Genomic DNA, 17598 nt, shown 5'->3' on the forward strand with positions numbered 1-17598 from the left:
GTGACGCGGCGGCGCCTGGCGATCAGCGTCGGAGGCGCCACCGTCCTGCTGGCGGCCCTCGACGCGTACGTCGTGGTGACCGTTTTGACCGACATCCTGAGCGACGTGCACATCCCGCTCAACCGGCTCGAGCGCGCCACGCCGATCGTGACCGGCTACCTGCTCGGGTATGTGGCCGGGATGCCGCTGCTCGGCTCGCTCTCCGACCGGCTCGGCCGCCGCGCGGTCATCGTCGCCTGCCTGGCCGGCTTCGCAGTTGGTTCGGCGATGACCGCCGGCTCGGGCGAGTCGATCCACTTGCTGGTGGCCGGCCGCGGGCTGCAAGGGCTGGCCGGCGGCGCGCTGCTGCCGGTGACGATGGCCCTGGCCGGCGACCTCTGGACGGAGCGGCACCGCCGTGCGGTCGCCCTCGGCGCGGTCGGCGCCGCGCAGGAACTGGGCAGCGTGCTCGGCCCGATCTACGGCGCCGCGGTCGCCGCGCTGATCGGCTGGAGGGGCATCTTCTGGATCAACATCCCCCTGGCGGCGCTGGCCGCCGTCGCCGTACTGTTCGCGCTGCCCCGCGAGACCGCCGCCCGGCCGCACCGTCCCGGCGTCGACGTGCTCGGCGGCATCCTGCTCGCGGCCGGTCTGGCCCTGCTCGTCGTGGGTCTCTACAACCCGGATCCCGAACGCGCGGTGCTGCCGTCGTGGGGCCCCGCCACCCTCGGCGCGGCCGTCGTCGTACTCGTACTTTTCGGTTTGTGGGAAAGCCGGGCCCGGACCAGGCTGTTCGATCCGGCGGGCGTGCGCATGGCGCCCTTCCTCGCCGCGCTCGGCGCGAGCTTCTGCACCGGCGCCGCCCTGATGGTGACGCTCGTCGACGTCCAGTTGGTCGCGCAGACGCTGCTCGGCAGGGACGCGTTCGGTGGCACGCTGCTGCTCACCCGCTTCCTGATCGCCCTCCCGATCGGCGCCGTGCTCGGTGGCCTGGTGCTGGCCCGCCTGAGCGAGCGTCTGGTCACCCTGGTCGGCCTGCTCACGGCCGCTTGCGGGTACGCGCTGATCGCGTACTGGCCGGCCGACGTGCTCGCGACCCGCTATGCCGGAATACTGCCCCGCCTCGACACCGACCTCGCCATCGCGGGCCTCGGCCTCGGCCTGGTCATCGCGCCGCTCGCCGCGGCCGTGCTGCGCGTGACACCCCCGGACCGGCACGGCGTGGCCTCCGCCGCCGCGGTCGTGTCCCGGATGGTCGGCATGCTGCTCGGCGTCGCCGCGCTCACCGCGTGGGGCCTGCACCGCTTCAAGACGCTGACCGCGACCCTCGACACTCCGCTGCCGTTCGGCGTCGACCCTGCCGAGTACCGCGCCCGGCTCGACGTCTACGAGGTGGCGATCAAGGCCGCCCTGCACACCGAGTACCGAGAGATATTCCTGTTCACGGCCGGCCTCTGCGTGGTCGGCGCCCTGCTCGGCCTGCTGCTGGGCGGCAAGCCCACCACCACGGCCGGCCAAGCGTAGACATGCCGGCCATGGGATCTTCCCGCGGATGTGTGCGTCACGGACATCGCGGCGATACCCGGTCGGCACCGACCAGGTCGGTGCGAGCATGAAACGCTTTCCGAAGGCGCAGCGTCGCAAGATCCAGCGGTTGCAGGCCGGGGCGATGCGGGGCGATCTCGTCGACGCGTACAACCTGGCCCTGGAATGGGAGCTGGTGGGCGACGACGGTCAGGCGGAACGCTGGCACCGGGTGGCGGCGAGCGGCGGCGATCCACGGGCGCTGACAAACCTTGGAGCGTTCCTCGGCCGGACGGGTCGTGAGCGGGAGGCTCTGACATTTCTGGAGGCCGCGGCCGAGGCCGGGAACCTCTTCGGCGCCTGCAATGCCGGGGTGCTGCACGAGAGGCTCGGTCAGGATCAGCAGGCCGAGCACTGGTACCGGACCGCGGCCACGGGCGGCGACCAGCTCGCCCGGAACCAGCTTGCTCTGCTGCTCGACCGCCTCGGGCGCCACGAGGAAGCAAGGCCCCTGCTGGTCGCCGCCGCGGAAAGCGGTGACGCCGACAGCGCACACGCTCTCGCGGATCGGCTGGAGAGCGCGGGCGACGACGACGAGGCCGAATACTGGTACCGGGTCGCTGCCGCCTGCGGCGACCTCGACGCACGCAACAACCTCGCCTTGCTCCTGGATCGGACCGGGCGTAGCCCGGAGGCGCTGGTGTTGTGGCGGGCCGGCGCGGACGGCGGTAACGCCAGCTGTGCGTACAACCTCGCGATCGAGCTGGAGCAGGCGGGTGACCTCCGGGAGGCGCATCGCTGGTACCGGCAGGCGTTGACGGTGTGGGAGGCCGATGCCGAGAACCTCGACGCGGAGACCGCCTACTGCGCGGCGGTGGCCTGCGAGGAGCTGGACGATCCTCGCGGCGCACTCGTCTGGTACCGCCGGGCTGCCGCGCTCGGTCATCGTGACGCCGCCCGCGAGGTGCGGCAGCGCGCCCTCGCCAACAGCGAGCCACCACAGCGGACTCCAGGCTACGAGCGGAACCGTCGCGGGCCGGCGCGGCGGCGCGGCAGTACCCGGCCGTAATCTCACCGACCGTGCGGGTGCGGTGCGGCTCCGGTCGGTGAGCCGGTCAGCGGGGGCGGTGGCGGGTCGGGCGCTGCGTCAGGATGAACGTCCGCGCCGACAAAGAGGTGGAGCCATGTTGGATCGTGACCGCGACGTGCTGACGAGGATTCGGCAGGGGCTGCTCTACACGGAGTCGGAGGCGTCCTTTCAGGCACCGCTGCGTCGGTCGGATCTGATCTTCGACTACAACCGGACTCGGCCGAGCGACGCGGAACGGCGTCGATCACTGCTCGAGGCGATCCTCGGGTCCGTCGGCGCTCGTACCGTCCTGCTTTCCCCTTTCCATGCGGGGTTCGGCAGCAACGTGCATATCGGTGACGACTTCTTCGGCAACGTCAATCTGACCTTCGTCGACGATGTGGAGATCCGCATCGGCGACGGTGTCATGATCGCGCCGGGTGTCACCCTGACCACGACCGGGCACCCGGTCCATCCGGACCTGCGGGTGGACTTTCGGCGGTTCTCCGAACCCATCGTGATCGAGGACAAGGTCTGGATAGGCAGCAACGTTGTGGTGCTTCCCGGCGTTCGCATCGGGTACGGCGCCGTGGTGGGCGCGGGCAGCGTCGTGACCCACGACATCCCGGCCATGACCGTCGCCGTCGGAGTGCCCTGTCGAGTCGTCCGGCAGATCACGGACGAAGACCTCAACACGCGGACAGCCCCTGTCGAGGGGCCAAGGACGAACGCCTGACCGGCCCGTCCGGTGGGTTTCCTGCTCGCCGGCGCGGCCGGAACCGTGCGGGCGGCGCGGGAACAGGCCTTTCAGCTCGAGGGCGGGGCGAGACTGCGGTTCGTGGAGTCGCCCGCCCAGGCCGCGCCGGGCACCTGGTACATCGGCGCCTGCGGCAACTGATGTCGCGGATCGTGATCATGCATAGCGGCAGGCGGCGGGCCGGGTAGCCTCTGTTTGGGAGATCCGTGATGGTTTGGGGGTCTATGGCCGTGAACCCGGACGAGGCCCCGGTACGCCGGGGTCTGTGGATCTACGCGATCGCGGTGATCACCGCCGCCCTGGTCATCGCGCCGATCGCCGACTACCGCCTGGCCGTTCACCCGTACCTGATCGTCGCGTTCTTCGTCCTCATGGCCGCGGCCGATCTGCTGACCGCGCACCTGCTGGTGCAGCAGTTCCTGGCCGGTGGCCGGCTGGCGACGCTGGGCCTGTCCTCGGCCTACCTCTACTCCAGCGTGATGATGGTGCCCTACGCCGTCGTCTTCACCCGGATGCAACACCTGAGTGCCGACTCCACCTGGGCCGAGGTCTGCTCACCGTGGCTGTTTCTGGCGGTCTTCACCGGCTTTCCGGTGCTGGTGGCGACGCAACAGTGGTTCGTCGCGGCGCTAGCGGCCCGATGGGGCGGGCGGGTCAGGACCCGGCGGCGGGCCGCCGCCCTGGTCGCGGCCGCCGCGGTGCTCGCGCTCGCGGTAGCGGTGACGAGCATCGTCCTCGGTGGCGCGGACTGGCTGCCCCGGCTCTATCAGGGCGGCACGCAGACCCCGGCCGGTCGGTGGATGATCTGTGCGGCGGCGCTGAGCACGGCCGTCTGCCTGCTGGTGGTGGCCCTGGATCTGCGCCGCCGGCCACCGGTGGAACGGTGGGTGGTGGTGGCGATCAGCGCGTCCCTGGCCACCGCGATCCTGTACCTGGCCGCCCCGTACCGCTACACGCTCGGCTGGTATTCGGCGCGGGTCACTCTGCTGCTCACCGCCGGGGTGGTGCTGGTGGCCCTCCTCGCCGAAACCGCGAGCCTCTACCGGCGGCTCTCGGCGGCGCACGAGGGGCTCGACCGGGCGCACCGCGAACTGAGCCGCCGGGCCGAGCACCTCGCCGCCGCCAATCTCGAGCTGGAGGCCGCGGGCACCTGGAAGAGCGACATCATCGCCACCCTCTCCCACGAGATCAACCAGCCCCTCGCGGTGATCTCGGCCTGCTCCGAGGAGCTGACCCACGACTGGGACACCAGCACCGACGACGAACGCCGGGCGGCCGCCCGGGCACTGGGCGACCGGGTCAGCCAGCTGCTCGACATGGCGGCGCACCTGCTCGCGCTCTGCCGCGCCGAGCGGGGCGAAATCCGTACCCGGCCCGCCGTGCTGCCGGTCGAGCAGACGCTGACGCGGGTCACGGACAACCTGACCAAGCAGGCCCGCGCGCGGGTCAGTGCCGGCTCCGGCCCACCCGGCGCGGCCGTGTGGGCCGACCCCGTGCACACCCATGAGGTACTCACCAACTTCGTCACGAACGCGGTCAAGTACAGCCCGGGTCATATCCACATGTCGGCGGCCCTCGACGACACCGGCGACGAGGTCCTGTTCGCCGTCAGCGACGAGGGCGACGGGGTGCCGCCGGAGTTCGTCGCGCACCTGTTCGACCGCTTCACCCAGGCCGAGCGGCCCGGCGCGGCGAGGAACGGCGCCGGTTTCGGGCTGTACCTGTCCAGGCTGCTCGCCGAGGCGAACGACGGCCGAGTCTGGTACGAGGACGTCGTTCCACACGGCGGCCGGTTCGTGCTGTGCCTGCCCAAGGCCCAGCGGGCCACCTGAACGGCGTGGGTGTCACCGCTCGCAGTCGACCACGGTGTCGGTCGTTGTCGGGTCGCACCGGTCGCCCGTGGTGCCGTTCGTCCCACCGTCGAGTCGGTCGGGCGTGTCGTACTGGTAGCCCTCGCCGCCGTTGACGTCGTCGTCCCCGGCCTCGCCGTAGAGGCTGTCGCGGTCGTCCCCGCCGGACAGGGTGTCGTCGCCCTCGCCGCCCCGGATGACGTCGTCGCCGGCCCAGCCGTCGATCTCGTTCGCGCTCGCGTTGCCGGTCAGCCGGTCGCTTCCGGAACCGCCGATGAGGCCCTCGACGTCGGCGCCAACGGTGTCGTGCTCGCCGGCCTGGCCGTCATCGCGCTGCGCGCCGTCCAGGTCGACCACGACGGCCTTGGTGTAGTTCATGTAGTCCACCAGGTCCCGGCCGGTTCCGCCGCGGATGACGTCGGCGCTCACCGTGCCCATGGTGGGGTCGTCGCCGACGAGGGCGTCGTCACCGGACCCTCCGTCGAGCACGTCGGCGCCGAGCTCGCCGACCAGGACGTCGTGGCCCGCGTACCCGTAGAGGGTGTCGTTGCCGGGGCCACCGACGAGGATGTCCGGGCGGCCGGTGCCGTAGAGCCGGTCGTTCGCCTGACCGCCCTGGATCCTCTCGACGTCGGTCCTGATGGTGTCGTGCTCGCCCTTCATGCCGTCGTCGCCGGCGACCCCGTCGGCGTCGGCCGTCACCGGGCGCTCGTAGGTGAAGTAGTTGGCGGTGTCCGTGCCGCTGCCACCCTCGAGGACGTCGTCGTCCGAGCGGCTGTCCCCGTACGCGTTCGATCGCAGGTCGTCGTCGCCGGCGCCGCCGACCAGGCGGTCGTCGCCGATCCAGCCGGTGATGAAGTCGTCGCCGTTCTGGCCGAACAGGGTGTCGTCGTCGTCCCCGCCGTCGATGTGGTCGCCGCTGTCGCCGCCGTACACCCGGTCGTTGCCGTCGCCGCCCTGGATGTAGTCCACGCCGCCGAGGCCGTGGAGCTTGTCCTTGCCGGTGTCGCCGCGCAGCGTGTCGCCGCGCGGGCCGCCGGTGATGGTGTCGGCGGCGCTGCCGCCGTCGGCGGTCATGCCGAGGTCCGTCCTGTTGACGATCGAGTCGTTCCGGTCGTAGGTGTAGACCCGCACCCGGGTCGGCGCCTTCGACGTCCTGCACCTGACCTTGGTCTTGTCGCCCTTGACCGCCTTGCAGCCCTTGCCGGCCTTGACGCTCACCCGGTCGTCGATCGTGATGGTGTTGCCTGACCGGGTCACGACGACCTTGTTCTGCTTACCCCTGGCGGCCTTGTACTGGACCTTCGTCGTCTCCACGACCGAGGCCAGGCCGGTCGTGGCCGCCTGCGCGGGCGCGGCCAGGAGACCGACGGAAGCCGCGGTGAGCAGGGCCATGCCGAGCGTGGCGAGGCGCGGGGGGTGCGACATGCGGGCTTCTCCCAGGTACGGCGATGTTGATCTACATGTGGAGCGCGATTGTAGGCGCGATCAGCGTCGCCAGGTACAGGTGGAGGTGACGTCCGTGTCAGTGCCGTGGAGCCCGAAACCTTAAGCCGGACGACCACATGACCGATCTGCTGGACATGCTGCGGGTGCGTATCCGGCCGAACTGGCGACGCTGGACCGGCATCGCGCTGGTCGTGGTGGTCGCGCTCACCGGGACCACCGCGTCGTGGGTCGCCCAGCGTGCTGACGAACACCGCAGCGCGGTCCACCTGATGGACCGCTACACCAGTGACCTCAGCCGGGCGATAAGCACGGAGATCCAACGGTACGGCGACATGCTCACCGACGTGGCGGTGGCCATCGGGGCGCAGCCCGACCTCACCGCCGCCGACTTCACCTGGATCACCAATACGGTCAGTAACCGCCGGCTGCCCGGCGCCACCTCGCTCGACCTGGTCGTCGACTCGACCGACAGCGGCGTCGCCGCCCTGGAGTCCTACTGGCGCGAGCGCGGCGCGCGCGACCTGAAGCTGAAACCCGCCGTCGGCAGCCAGCACGCGTTCATCGTCCTGCGGCGCTCGGTCGACGGCCGGCAGCGACCCACCGGCACGGATCTGTACAGCGTTCCCGAGGCGGCGCAGGCCCTGCGGCACTCCCGGGACGCCGGCGGCTTCGCGGTCAGCCGCGCATACGTGCTGTTGCTCGATCGGACCCTGCCGGTCGCGCAGCAGCAGCTGTCGTTCCGGCTCGCGGTGCCGGTGTACCGCACCGGCAACGTGTTCCGCGGCTGGCTCACCATGGGTGTGCACGGCCACGACCTGCTGACCAGCGCGCTCCAGGCGCAGGCGGTGGCGCAGGAGCACGGCGCGGTCGCCGCCGAGCTGCTGGAGCTGAACGGCACCGTCGTGCAGACGGTCGCCGCCGCCTCCGCCAACCGGGCCCGGGACTATCCGCGTTCGCTGGACCGGATCACGCACATCACCATCGGCGTGCGCACCTGGACCCTGCGGATGTACCCGACCGACGCGCTGCTTCGCGAGACCCGTCAGGGCGCCGCCGGCACCGCGTTCCGGGTGGCGATGACGATCACCGCGCTGCTCACCCTGATCGTCGGCCTGCTGGCGGGCGCACGGAACCGGGCAATGGGCAAGGTCGACGCCGCGACCGCCGCCCTGCGCGACGACATCGAACGCCGCGAGCAGGTCGAGACGAAGTTGCGCGAACGCGAGCTGGAGCTGCAGCGGATGGTGCTCCAGGACCCGCTGACCGGCCTGGCCAACCGCGCCGGGCTGGACGCTCGGCTCACCGATCTGGTGGGCCGGGACACGAACATCGCGTTGCTGCTCATCGACCTGGACGGCTTCAAGATGGTCAACGACGTGTACGGGCATGCCGCCGGTGACGCGATACTCAGCGAGTTCGCCCGGATCCTGCGTGCCGCCGTGCGTGCCGGTGACGTGGCGGCCCGCCTCGGCGGCGACGAGTTCGTCGTGCTGACCACCGAGGTGCCCGACGAGGCGAGCGCGGTTGCCACCGCCGAGCGCATCCTGGCCGCAGCGGCCGAGACACCGGTGCGCATGGGCGAGGACACGCTCGCCATCCGGGCCAGCATCGGCGTCGCGACCGGTCGCGTCGGCGACACCCCGCAGGAGCTGCTGCGCCGCGCCGACACCGCCATGTACCGGGCCAAGCATCTGGGCAAGCACGGCGTACAGGTGCACGACCCGTCGATGACCGACCTCCCCGCCTCCGCTACTTGACGAGAACGAACTCGGTGGGCTGATACCCCAACGGATACTGGGGTGCCTGGCCGCCGACGCTCATGTTGACTCGCGGCGACAGATCCAGCCAGCTGTGCGGTTCGGGCCGTCCCATCCAGGTCGTGTCCGGAACGTGCCCGGCGTGGCCCTGGTAGGGGGTTCCCCTCGCGGCCGCGGCTGCGCGTTCGGCGGCAGCGGCCTCCGACGCCGCGGCGCGCAGCGCGCCGGCGGTCGGCACCCGCCCGGTGGGTGACAGCTGGCCGGCGGCGATCGCCTCGTTGCTGCCCTTGATGTACGCCTCCAGTTCCGCGATCTCCGCCGCGGTGGCTGCCGGAGGTGCTCTGATGAGCACCGGCCCGGACATGGTGAGTGGCACCGGGATGATGCCGTACGCCATCGGAATCTCGTTGCCGTTGGCGTCCCGCCAGCCGGGGGGCGCGGGCTTGGGCAGGTCGAAGAACGGGTCGTCGGGATTGCGTGCGTGCCAGTACTGAGCGTCGCGGCCGCTGAGGATGTCGTCGGTCTGCCGGAGGAAGTCGCTGACGAAGTAGCTGAAGATGTTGGACGCCGAGTCGGCGGCCTCGAGCAGGGGCGCCGGCCCGTACACGTTGATGTCGTCGCCCCACAGGTTGGGGTCGCCCAGGTCGGCCAGGGCCTGCTCCGCCGACCAGTCGGGGGTTCCGGGATCCGCCTCGTACGGCCACGGCGCCCAGTCGTCCGGGTCGCTGACATCGTCGGGTTGATGGCCGGTGGCGTCCGTCCAGCCGAGCGGGTTGCCGTACGCGTAGAGGTACCGGTTGCCGGACTGGGTGCGGCCGCGGTCCGGCACGACGGAGTCGGGGCTCAGGAATCGCGCGGTCCGGGGCTCGTAGTACCGGTCGCCCATCTGGATGAGGCCGGACCACGGGTCCTGACGCTGACCGGTGAACCGGAGGTCGGTGGCCGTGCTCTGCTGGCCCGGCGACGCCCCGGACGGGCGGTAGTCGTAGCGCGCGCCGACCGCCCCGGTCCCGGTCGTCAGCAGGCGGGTCGATCCGAGCCGGTCGGTGTGGAAGAAGTGCAGACCGTTGCGGTCGCGCCCGGCGATGAGCGTGGAGCCGGCCCAGTAGTACTTGACGCTGTCGGCCCCGCCCGCGCCGGCCTCGAGCCACGGCCCGAAGTACCGGCGGACCCGCGGACCGTGGCGGGTCTCGACGCGGGTGCCGTCGGCGTCGTACCGCATGCAGGTACGCCGGCCGGCCTTGTCCTCGACCATCACGAGGCGGTTGTCGTCGTCCCAGGCCAGGTGCCGGGTGGCCGGGGCCGTCGAGGACCCGGCGGTGCAGGCCGCGGCGCCGGCCACCGGCGGTGCGGCGGCCGCGGGCGGCAGCCGCAGGCGCTGACCCGGGTAGATCCAGTGCGGGTCGGTGAAGCGGCCGCCGGGCGGGTCGGGATACCGCTCGCCGCGGTTCAGCGCGAAGATCTCCGGCCATCGCCGCGGGTCGCCGAGGCGATCGGCCGCGATCGCCCAGAGCGTGTCGCGACGCCTTCCGGGTTGTTTGGCGCGCACGGTGTACGTGGGCGCGTTGCCCACCGCGACGGTGTTGCCGTTGGCGTCGTAGTAGTACCACTCGTCGGCGATGCTCGACGCGGCGTGCGGACCCCGGCACGGCGACCGCGCGGCTCCCGAGCCGCATCCGGCGGGGCCCGGCTGCGGATAGGTGTACCGGCCCGTGACCGAAGAACGCCGCAGGTTGCCGACCGTGTCCCAGCTCAGGTGCTCGGCCAGGGCACCGGTCACATCGGTGAGCCGGTCCAGGGCGTCGTAGCTGAACGACAGCTGCCGTCCCGGCGGGGTGACGGACTCGGTACGTACCAGGCCGTCGGGCTCGTGGGTGTAGCCGATCCGCAGCAGCGGCCCGGTGACGGGGGAGGCGGTGCTGATCTCGTTGAGCCAGCGCCGTTTCGGATCCCAGGTCCACGCCGTGACGGTGCTGTCGGCCCGCTCGGTCCAGGTCGGATTCCCGTCGGGGTCGTAGCGGAACTCTCCCACCAGGCCCGGCATGTCCCGCAGGCGGCCCGCGGTGTCGTATCCGTACGTCTGCCGCTCGCCGTCGGGGTAGGTCACCGCCAGTTGGCGGCCGAGGCCGTCCCACTCGAGGCCGACGGCCTGGCGGTCGCCGCCGACGCATCTGAGGTCCTCGGCGAGGTCACCGCCGGGCCGGTAGCGCAGCGACCGGGACCGGCCGCCCGGGCAGCCCTGACCGGTGGGGTCGCTGACCGAGGTGAGCTGTCCGATGCCGGCACCGTGCCCCGGCTCGTCGTAGTGCCACCGGACCTCGGAACCGTCCCGGCGGATCTCGGCCACCGGCCGGTTGGCGGCGTCGTAGCGGTACCTGAGCCGCCGTCCGCGCGCGTCGGTCTGCGTGTCGCGGTTCCCGGCCGGGTCCCAGGTCCAGCGCCACACCCCGAGATCGGGGTCGTCGATCGCGGCCACCTCGCCGAGGAGCGTGTAGTGCCACCGGCTGACGTTGCCCTGGTCGTCGGTCATCGTCGTGAGCCGGCCGGCGGCGTCGTATCCGTAGCGCAGCCGGGACACGGCGCCGTTGTCGCGTTGCTCCACCACGGCCAGCTGGCCGTGCGCGTCGGACTTCAACGTCGTGGTGTTGCCGCGCTCGTCGGTCTCGTCGACCCAGGCGTACTCGTCGTCGTTGCGGTACGCCCACCGGCGTACCGCGCCGTCGGCATGGGTCTGGCTGGTCAGCCGGCCGTCGGCGTCGTAGGCGTAGCGCTCCACCACCGGCGCCTCGCCGGCCGGGAGGCTGAACCAGTTGGTGGTCGCGGCCGGCCGCGCCGCGGCGTCGGAGTAGAAGAGATGCCGCACGAAGGTGCGACCGGGTTGGTCGCCCTCGCGTTCGATGCCGGTCGGGCGGTCCAGCCCGTCCAGGAACGTCTCCGACCAGAGGCCGTCGGGGGTGCCGTCGTCGCGTACCTCGCGGATCCGCCGGCGGGCCGGATCGTTCCAGTCGAGATAGCTGTAGCGGACGGCCCCCCGGCCGGGCCGCCGCACGGTCGCCGGCCGGCCGAACGGATCGGGGTCGGTCTCCAGGCGCGCGCCGTTGGCGTCGGTGAACGCCGTGATCAGGCCCTGCCGGCGGTCCCAGTCGGTGACGGTGCACTGGTGCAACGCGTTGCACACCCGCTCCGGCAGCAGGTGGCGCTCGGGGTCGTAGGCGGTCGTGGTGGTGTGACCGAGTGCGTCGGTGACCGAGGTGCGGTTGCCGAACGCGTCGTAGGTGAGGGTGGTGGTGAGGTAGCGGCCCCGGTCGTCCAGCCGCTTGACCGCGGTCAGGAGGCCGAGCCGGCCCGGCACGCCGGGGCAGGCACCCCGCGGCGTGCCGTTGTCGCCGTCGTAGCACCAGCCGGTGTCGCGCAGCCGTTTCGAGGTGGCACCCGTGCCGTCCCGAAGTTCCTCGGCGGCCGGCGCGTCGACGATCCACGGCTCGGTGGCGGGTCGAAAGCGCCGCAGAAGTACCTGGTCGTCGCGCGGGTCGGCGGGATCACCCAGGGCCTGGAACCGCTCGACATTGCCGAAACGGTCGTAGGCGTACGCGATGCGACTCTCCCGGCCCACCGCCGGGCCGCCGCCGTTCGGCGTGTCGTATTCCCAGGTGCTTGCGGTCTCCGGCAGACAGGTGGCCGGGGCGCGGCCGCCGGTGGGCCGGTACGTGGTGACGGTGCGGCCCAGCAGCCGGCCGGCCGCGTCCTGGCGGAAGGACGACACCGGTCGCACCAGGCAGGTGTCGTCGATGCGGTAGTGCTGCACGTTCGTGCGGGCCGGCCGGTTCGCGGCGGCCGCCTGGGTCGTCGCGGTCCGGGCCCAGCCGAGCAGCCGCCGATCGGTGTACGACCAGCGCGCACACGAGTAGTCGAACTCCGCGCGCGCCGGCGAGGTGCCCGCGACGCGTAGCTCCACCGTCGCCGGCAGGTGCAGGACGACGCCCTGCGGAAGGTGGCAGCCGGACAACTCCGGCGCCGGCGGGCTGCGCGTCCGGAACGCCGAGGACGGCCGGTAACCGATGCCGGTCCGGGCGCCGAGGCCGTTGTCGACGCCGACGAGAAGGTCCGGCGCCGCGGCCGCGCGGATCGTGGTGACCTGAAGCGATCCCGCCCTCAGGTCGAGACGGACCAGGTCCGCGTCCGCGTCACCGTCCGCGTCGGCCGGCGCCCACTCCAGGGCGCCCGGTGGCGCGTAGCCGGGCAGCGCGTTCGGCACCGGCGCGGTGGGCCGCCACACACCCTGCCCCAGCGAGGTGAGCGTGTCGATCCGCAGACCCAGTTCCGGCTGACCGCCGGGCACGCGCGGCGGAAGCCGGAAGGGCAGCAGGTGAAGCAGGTCCGATCGGCCGTCGTGGTTGACGTCGGTGACCCGCCAGCGCGCCGTGTCGGCGATCGCCGCGTCGTCGGCGAAGGGGTTCGGAAACGCGTCGGCGGCGTTCTCCGGCCGCCACCTGCCGTCGCCGTGCGCCAGCAGGGACCGGACGGAGATCCCGGTCGCCGTACGGTCCGGCCGGACGAGGTCCGCCTTGCCGTCGCCGTTGGCATCCGCGACCAGCCACCTGCGGGCGTCGACGGCGAGGTGCGTGCCGGCGAAGGGCTGGGTCGCCCGGCGCCAGCGGAGCCCGTCGCCGGTGGACAGCACGGTGTCCACCCAGCCGCCGCCGGCGACCGGGCGAACCCGGACAAGGTCGGTCCGGCCGTCACCGTTCACATCGGCCTGTTGCCAGCTCAGCGGCCCCGCGGCCGGCGGCTCGCCCGGCACCCGCCCCGGCCGGGGCGTCCAGGCCGCGTCGCCGGTGGAGAGCAGGGTGTTGACGCGGAGCACCTGGTCGGCGCGGTACAGATGGACCAGGTCCGTCCGGCCGTCGCCGTTGACATCCATGGTCCGCCAGCCGGGGTCGTCGCGCCCGGACTCACCCGGGTTCTGCGCGACGTAGTTGGGCCAGGCGACGCGCGTCCGTTCGGTCCACCCGCCCGTGCCGTCGGCGAGCAGGGAGGTGATCCGGAATCGGCCGGGCTCGTCCACCAGGTAGATGAGATCGGCGCGGCCGTCCGCGTTGACGTCGCCGACCTTCCAGTTCCGGGCGACCTGAGCGCCGCGGCCCGGCAACACGCGCTGTGACCGCTGCACGTAGCCGCCGCCCGGTCGCCGCAGCAGGGCGTAGATCGTGGTCGAGTCCTTGGCCGGATGGACGTAGAGCGTGTCCTGCCGGCCGTCACCGTCCACGTCGGCATGGATCGACCGCCGGGCGCTGTCCGCGCCGGTGCGTGGCGACACGTCATCCACCGCGATCAGCGGTCCGGCGTCGCTGTAGAGGCCGAACAGGTCCGCGAGGCCGTCGCCGTCGACGTCCGGTGCGTGCACGCCCTGCCACGTCAGCAGGTCGTCGAACGTGTACGCGCGTTCGCTGGACGTGCCGCAGTCGGTCCAACTCGCCGGCCACCGGAACGTGCCGTCACCGGCGCCGAACACCCGGGTGAAGCTGGTGTGCGGGCGGTCGAACGCGGGCGAGCAGGCGGTGGCCGGATGCGCCTGGGTCAGCATGGGGAACAGCAGGTCGGTGTTCCCGTCGCCGTCGGCGTCGCCGGCGGTCACGTGGACCATCAGGTACCGCTCGTCGCCGATCAGCCGGTCGGGAACTTGGTCCTCCCGCGCCAGCCAGCCGCCGCCGCGCTGGCTCACCAGGGTCTGCACGAGGCCACGCCGGGTCGGCTGGCCCGGCAGGGTGACCACCCGCAGCAGGTCGGCGCGGCCGTCGCCGTTGACGTCGGCGGCGCGCAGGCGGCCGTTCCATCCGTGGAACGCCGTCTTGTGATCCACCAGCGAGTAGGTGCCGTCGCCGCGTCCGAACCCGGTCCACCAGCGGCTACTGAACGCCAGGCTCACGTCGGCGCGGCCGTCGGCGTCGGCGTCGGCGACGGCCAGGTCCGGCGTACCGCGGTGCGAGCCGCGGTCCGGGGCGGCGACGGAGGCGGTCGTGAATGTGCCGTCGCCGCGGCCCAGCGCGGTGCCGAGATATTGGTGGAGCGGCTCGAAGATCGGGCTGACGAACGGGTCCGAGTACACGCAGATCAGGTCGGCGCGACCGTCCCCGTTCGCGTCGCCGGGCCGGCAGAGCATGTCGAAGCCCGAGTTCGGGTTGTCGATCCAGGAGGTCTCGGTGAACGACGGCAGCAGCCGAAAGGTGCCGTCGTGCTCGGACAGCGCCACGAAGATCAGCATCACCTGCGGTGCCGTCTGGCCGCCCACCGGGAACGAGATCACCGGCCGGCCACGCCGATGGCCGACGGTCAGGATCAGGTCGTCGCTGCCGTCCGCGTTGACGTCGGTCGCCCAGACCTGGAGGCCACGGTCGAGCGGATCGCCCCAGCCGTCCGGGTCCGGCCACGGGAGAATCTCGGAGACCGAGATCGGTACCAGCCCGCGGTCGCTCACCCCGGTGGTGATCTCGACCCGGGCCGGCCCGGCGTCGTCGTTGGCGTTGACCTTGATCCAATCGGTACGGTCGTCGCCGTTGATGTCGCCCGTCGTGTACGGGGTGTCCTCCGGATCTCGCGGCCGCTTGTGGAACTCGCGGTCGACCACCTGGTCGCGGAACACCGAACCGGGTCGCGCGCCGGTCCACCGCGGGCCCGGATCGGGGACCGTCGCGACGGGCTCGGCGGCCCACCAGTCGGCCGGCGCCGGGCCGGCCTGCGCGGTCAGCGTGAGGGCGGGCGCGGCCGTGCCGGACACCACGGTGCCCGAGCCGTCGAGCACGGCGTCCCGGCCGTACTGTTGCACCGCTCGCAGCATCGACCGGGAGGTGGTGCCCGTCCGCGTCTCGTACCGCAGCGCGTACGCCCGCAGCCGCTCACCGCGTACCTGGACGTCGATGGACTTGAGGCGGTGCCGGGTCACCACGAGTGCGCGACCGTCGGCCTGATCGATCGGATCGGGCCGCGGCTCCGAGTGGAACGTGACGACAACTCCGTTGTACGAGACGGCGCGCGGATATTCGCGGCCGGTGCCGAGCGGATCGGCGTTCTGCGAGTAGGAGTAGGTGACCTGGTTGCCCCGCGGATCCTGGACGCCGGCCAGGTGCCAGGCCGCCGGGTCCGTACCCACCGGCAGCCGCGGCCGGTACGTCAGCCGCGTTCCGTCCCGGTTCCAGACGCGCCACGTGCCGCCCGCGGCGGAGGGTTCGAATTCGATCCGCCGGTAGCCCTCCACCTTCGTGGCATAGCCCTGTGCGGCCGGTGTGGACGGATGCTCGCATCCGGGGCTCCGCACCGGTGCGGCACCGTCGGCCCGGCATCGCACCAGCCGGAGCCCGTCGAGGTGGAACTCGTCCTGATCCGTGTGGCTCGGCACCCCGCGGCCCGGCGCCGTCCGGGTGATCTCCGACAGGCCGGACAACGACCATCCGACGCCGAGCCAGCCGTTCGGCGCACCCGCGTCATAGCTCAGCCGCAGCGCCGGTTCGAGACCGCGGAAGGCGGGCACCTCCACCCGGACGTCGGTGTAGCCGCCGGGTCCGCTCGCGTCCGGTACGCCCGCTCGGCCGTCCGCCTCGGGCCGCAATCCGACCAGGTCCGAGGCCAGCAAGCTGCACACGAGCACCACCGCGGCGGACGCGCGTACTCCCATGGCCTCGGCTCTCGGTGCGGGAACGGCTCTGAGCGCCAATCGTGCACAACCGTCGTCGATGGTGGTTAGCGGATAGTCGCGTATGTGATTGAAGTTCGGGGTTTCTGGTGGGATTTAGACCCATGTCCGGGTGGCGGTGGCAAGGAACCGGTGCGGTACGTCCACCGGTGTCGCTGCGCGCGGGTCATGGCCATTCCGTAATGATGCAGTTACGTCATCTTTCTGGCTAGATGAGCGGCATCCGCGAGGAGGATTACCTGTTTCCCACCGCAGATGCGTACGGCTAGGGTGCTCGGTGTGACGATGTTTCGGATCGGTGAGGCGGCGGAGCTGCTCGGGGTCAGCGTGGACACGGTGCGCCGCTGGGTGGACGCGGGCCGGCTGGCCGCCGGCCGCGATGAGCACGGGCACCGGGTGATCGACGGGGTCGACCTGGCCGGGTTCGCGCGCGCGCAGGCCGGCGATCCGGGCGCCGGCTCGGAGGACTCCTCGGCCCGTAACCGGCTGCGCGGCATCGTCACCGCGGTGGTCAGGGACACGGTGATGGCGCAGGTGGACATCCAGGCCGGCCCGTTCCGGATCGTGTCGCTGATGAGCCGGGAGGCGGTCGACGAGCTGGACCTCCAGGTCGGGTCGGTCGCGGTCGCGGTGATCAAGTCGACCACGGTGGTGGTGGAGCGATCCGCGCCGGCCGTGGCACACAGGACGCGGGCCGGCGCGTGAGCGCGGGCGGCCCGGACCGAAGGGGAGAACAGGTGCGTACACGTTTCGTTCGGGCCGCGCTGGCCGGATTGACCGCGATGGTGCTGGTCGGCTGTGGCGGCGAGGACGCCGGCAGTGGTTCGGCGCCGACCGGCGGTGCGGGGGTGACCGGCACGGTGACCGTGTTCGGGGCCGCGTCGCTGACCGAGTCGTTCACCCGGATCGGCGAGGACTTCGAGGCGGCGTACCCGGGCACGGCGGTGAAGTTCAACTTCGCCGGCAGCTCCGCCCTGGCCACGCAGATCGACCAGGGCGCGCCGGCGGACGTGTTCGCCTCGGCCGCGCCGAAGAACATGCAGACCGTCACGGACGCCGGCAACGGCGAGGGTGCGCCCGTCACGTTCGCCAAGAACCAGCTCGTCATCGCGGTGCCCAAGGGCAACCCGAAGGGCGTCAAGGGCCTGTCCGACCTGGCGAAACCGGACGTCAAGGTGGCGCTGTGCGCACCCGAGGTGCCGTGCGGCGCCGCGGCGCAGAAGGTCATCGCCGCCGCCGGCGTGACCATCAAGCCGGTCACCCTCGAGCAGGACGTGAAGGCCGCGCTGTCCAAGGTGAAGCTCGGCGAGGTCGACGCCGCGCTGGTGTACCGCACCGACGCCAAGGCGTCCGCTTCCGACGTCGATGGCGTGGAATTCCCCGAGTCGTCCGGCGCGATCAACGAGTACCCGATCATCGTGTTGAAGAACGCACCGAACAAGGCCGGCGCGCAGGCGTTCGTCGCCTATGTGCTGTCCGACAAGGGCACGGCGGTGCTCACCGCCGCCGGCTTCCAGGCACCCTAG

General features: G+C 72.0%; 10 protein-coding genes. 8 read left to right on the forward strand and 2 right to left on the reverse strand.

What is annotated here, in order from left to right; genetic code table 11:
* The 5 genes from BJ971_RS07605 to BJ971_RS07625 all read left to right on the forward strand — a co-directional run bounded on the left by BJ971_RS07605 (position 1) and on the right by BJ971_RS07625 (position 5161).
* Positions 1-1503 (forward strand): MFS transporter, encoded by a 1503-nt coding sequence (locus BJ971_RS07605; RefSeq protein WP_184991082.1) that lies wholly within the window; start codon positions 1-3, stop codon positions 1501-1503.
* A gap of 88 nt (positions 1504-1591) precedes the next feature.
* On the forward strand, positions 1592-2572 hold the full coding sequence (locus BJ971_RS07610; RefSeq protein WP_184991083.1) for a tetratricopeptide repeat protein: 981 nt from the start codon (positions 1592-1594) through the stop codon (positions 2570-2572).
* Between the two features lie 115 nt (positions 2573-2687).
* The gene (locus BJ971_RS07615) at positions 2688-3308 is read left to right on the forward strand and encodes a sugar O-acetyltransferase (protein ID WP_184991084.1); all 621 of its coding nucleotides are present in this window, start codon (positions 2688-2690) and stop codon (positions 3306-3308) included.
* A 12-nt stretch (positions 3309-3320) separates the two neighbouring features.
* A complete protein-coding gene (locus tag BJ971_RS07620; protein ID WP_184991085.1) occupies positions 3321-3470 on the forward strand; it encodes a hypothetical protein in 150 nt (49 codons plus the stop codon).
* 83 nt (positions 3471-3553) lie between these two features.
* Complete coding sequence (locus BJ971_RS07625; protein WP_184991086.1) at positions 3554-5161, forward strand: sensor histidine kinase; 1608 nt, start codon at positions 3554-3556, stop codon at positions 5159-5161.
* A 12-nt stretch (positions 5162-5173) separates the two neighbouring features.
* Here the strand turns inward: BJ971_RS07625 and BJ971_RS07630 are convergent, their stop codons facing one another.
* A complete protein-coding gene (locus BJ971_RS07630) occupies positions 5174-6607 on the reverse strand; it encodes a calcium-binding protein (protein WP_184991087.1) in 1434 nt (477 codons plus the stop codon).
* 137 nt (positions 6608-6744) lie between these two features.
* On the opposite strand from BJ971_RS07630, the gene BJ971_RS07635 reads away from it, so the two are divergent.
* Positions 6745-8385 carry a sensor domain-containing diguanylate cyclase gene (locus tag BJ971_RS07635; protein ID WP_239087540.1) on the forward strand — a complete coding sequence of 547 codons (1641 nt, stop codon included), beginning with the start codon at positions 6745-6747 and terminating at the stop codon, positions 8383-8385.
* Here BJ971_RS07635 and BJ971_RS07640 read toward each other — a convergent pair.
* Positions 8378-16054, reverse strand: a complete 7677-nt coding sequence (locus tag BJ971_RS07640; RefSeq protein ID WP_184991089.1) for an FG-GAP-like repeat-containing protein — start codon at positions 16052-16054, stop codon at positions 8378-8380. The two genes, BJ971_RS07635 and BJ971_RS07640, sit on opposite strands and share 8 nt — an antisense overlap.
* 297 nt (positions 16055-16351) lie before the next feature.
* On the opposite strand from BJ971_RS07640, the gene BJ971_RS07645 reads away from it, so the two are divergent.
* Together BJ971_RS07645 and modA are read left to right on the forward strand one after the other, a co-directional pair.
* Positions 16352-16777 (forward strand): TOBE domain-containing protein, encoded by a 426-nt coding sequence (locus tag BJ971_RS07645; RefSeq protein WP_184991091.1) that lies wholly within the window; start codon positions 16352-16354, stop codon positions 16775-16777.
* Between the two features lie 77 nt (positions 16778-16854).
* Complete coding sequence (modA, locus tag BJ971_RS07650; protein WP_184998713.1) at positions 16855-17598, forward strand: molybdate ABC transporter substrate-binding protein; 744 nt, start codon at positions 16855-16857, stop codon at positions 17596-17598.

It is taken from the genome of Amorphoplanes digitatis (assembly GCF_014205335.1).
GTDB classification, from domain to species: domain Bacteria; phylum Actinomycetota; class Actinomycetes; order Mycobacteriales; family Micromonosporaceae; genus Actinoplanes; species Actinoplanes digitatus.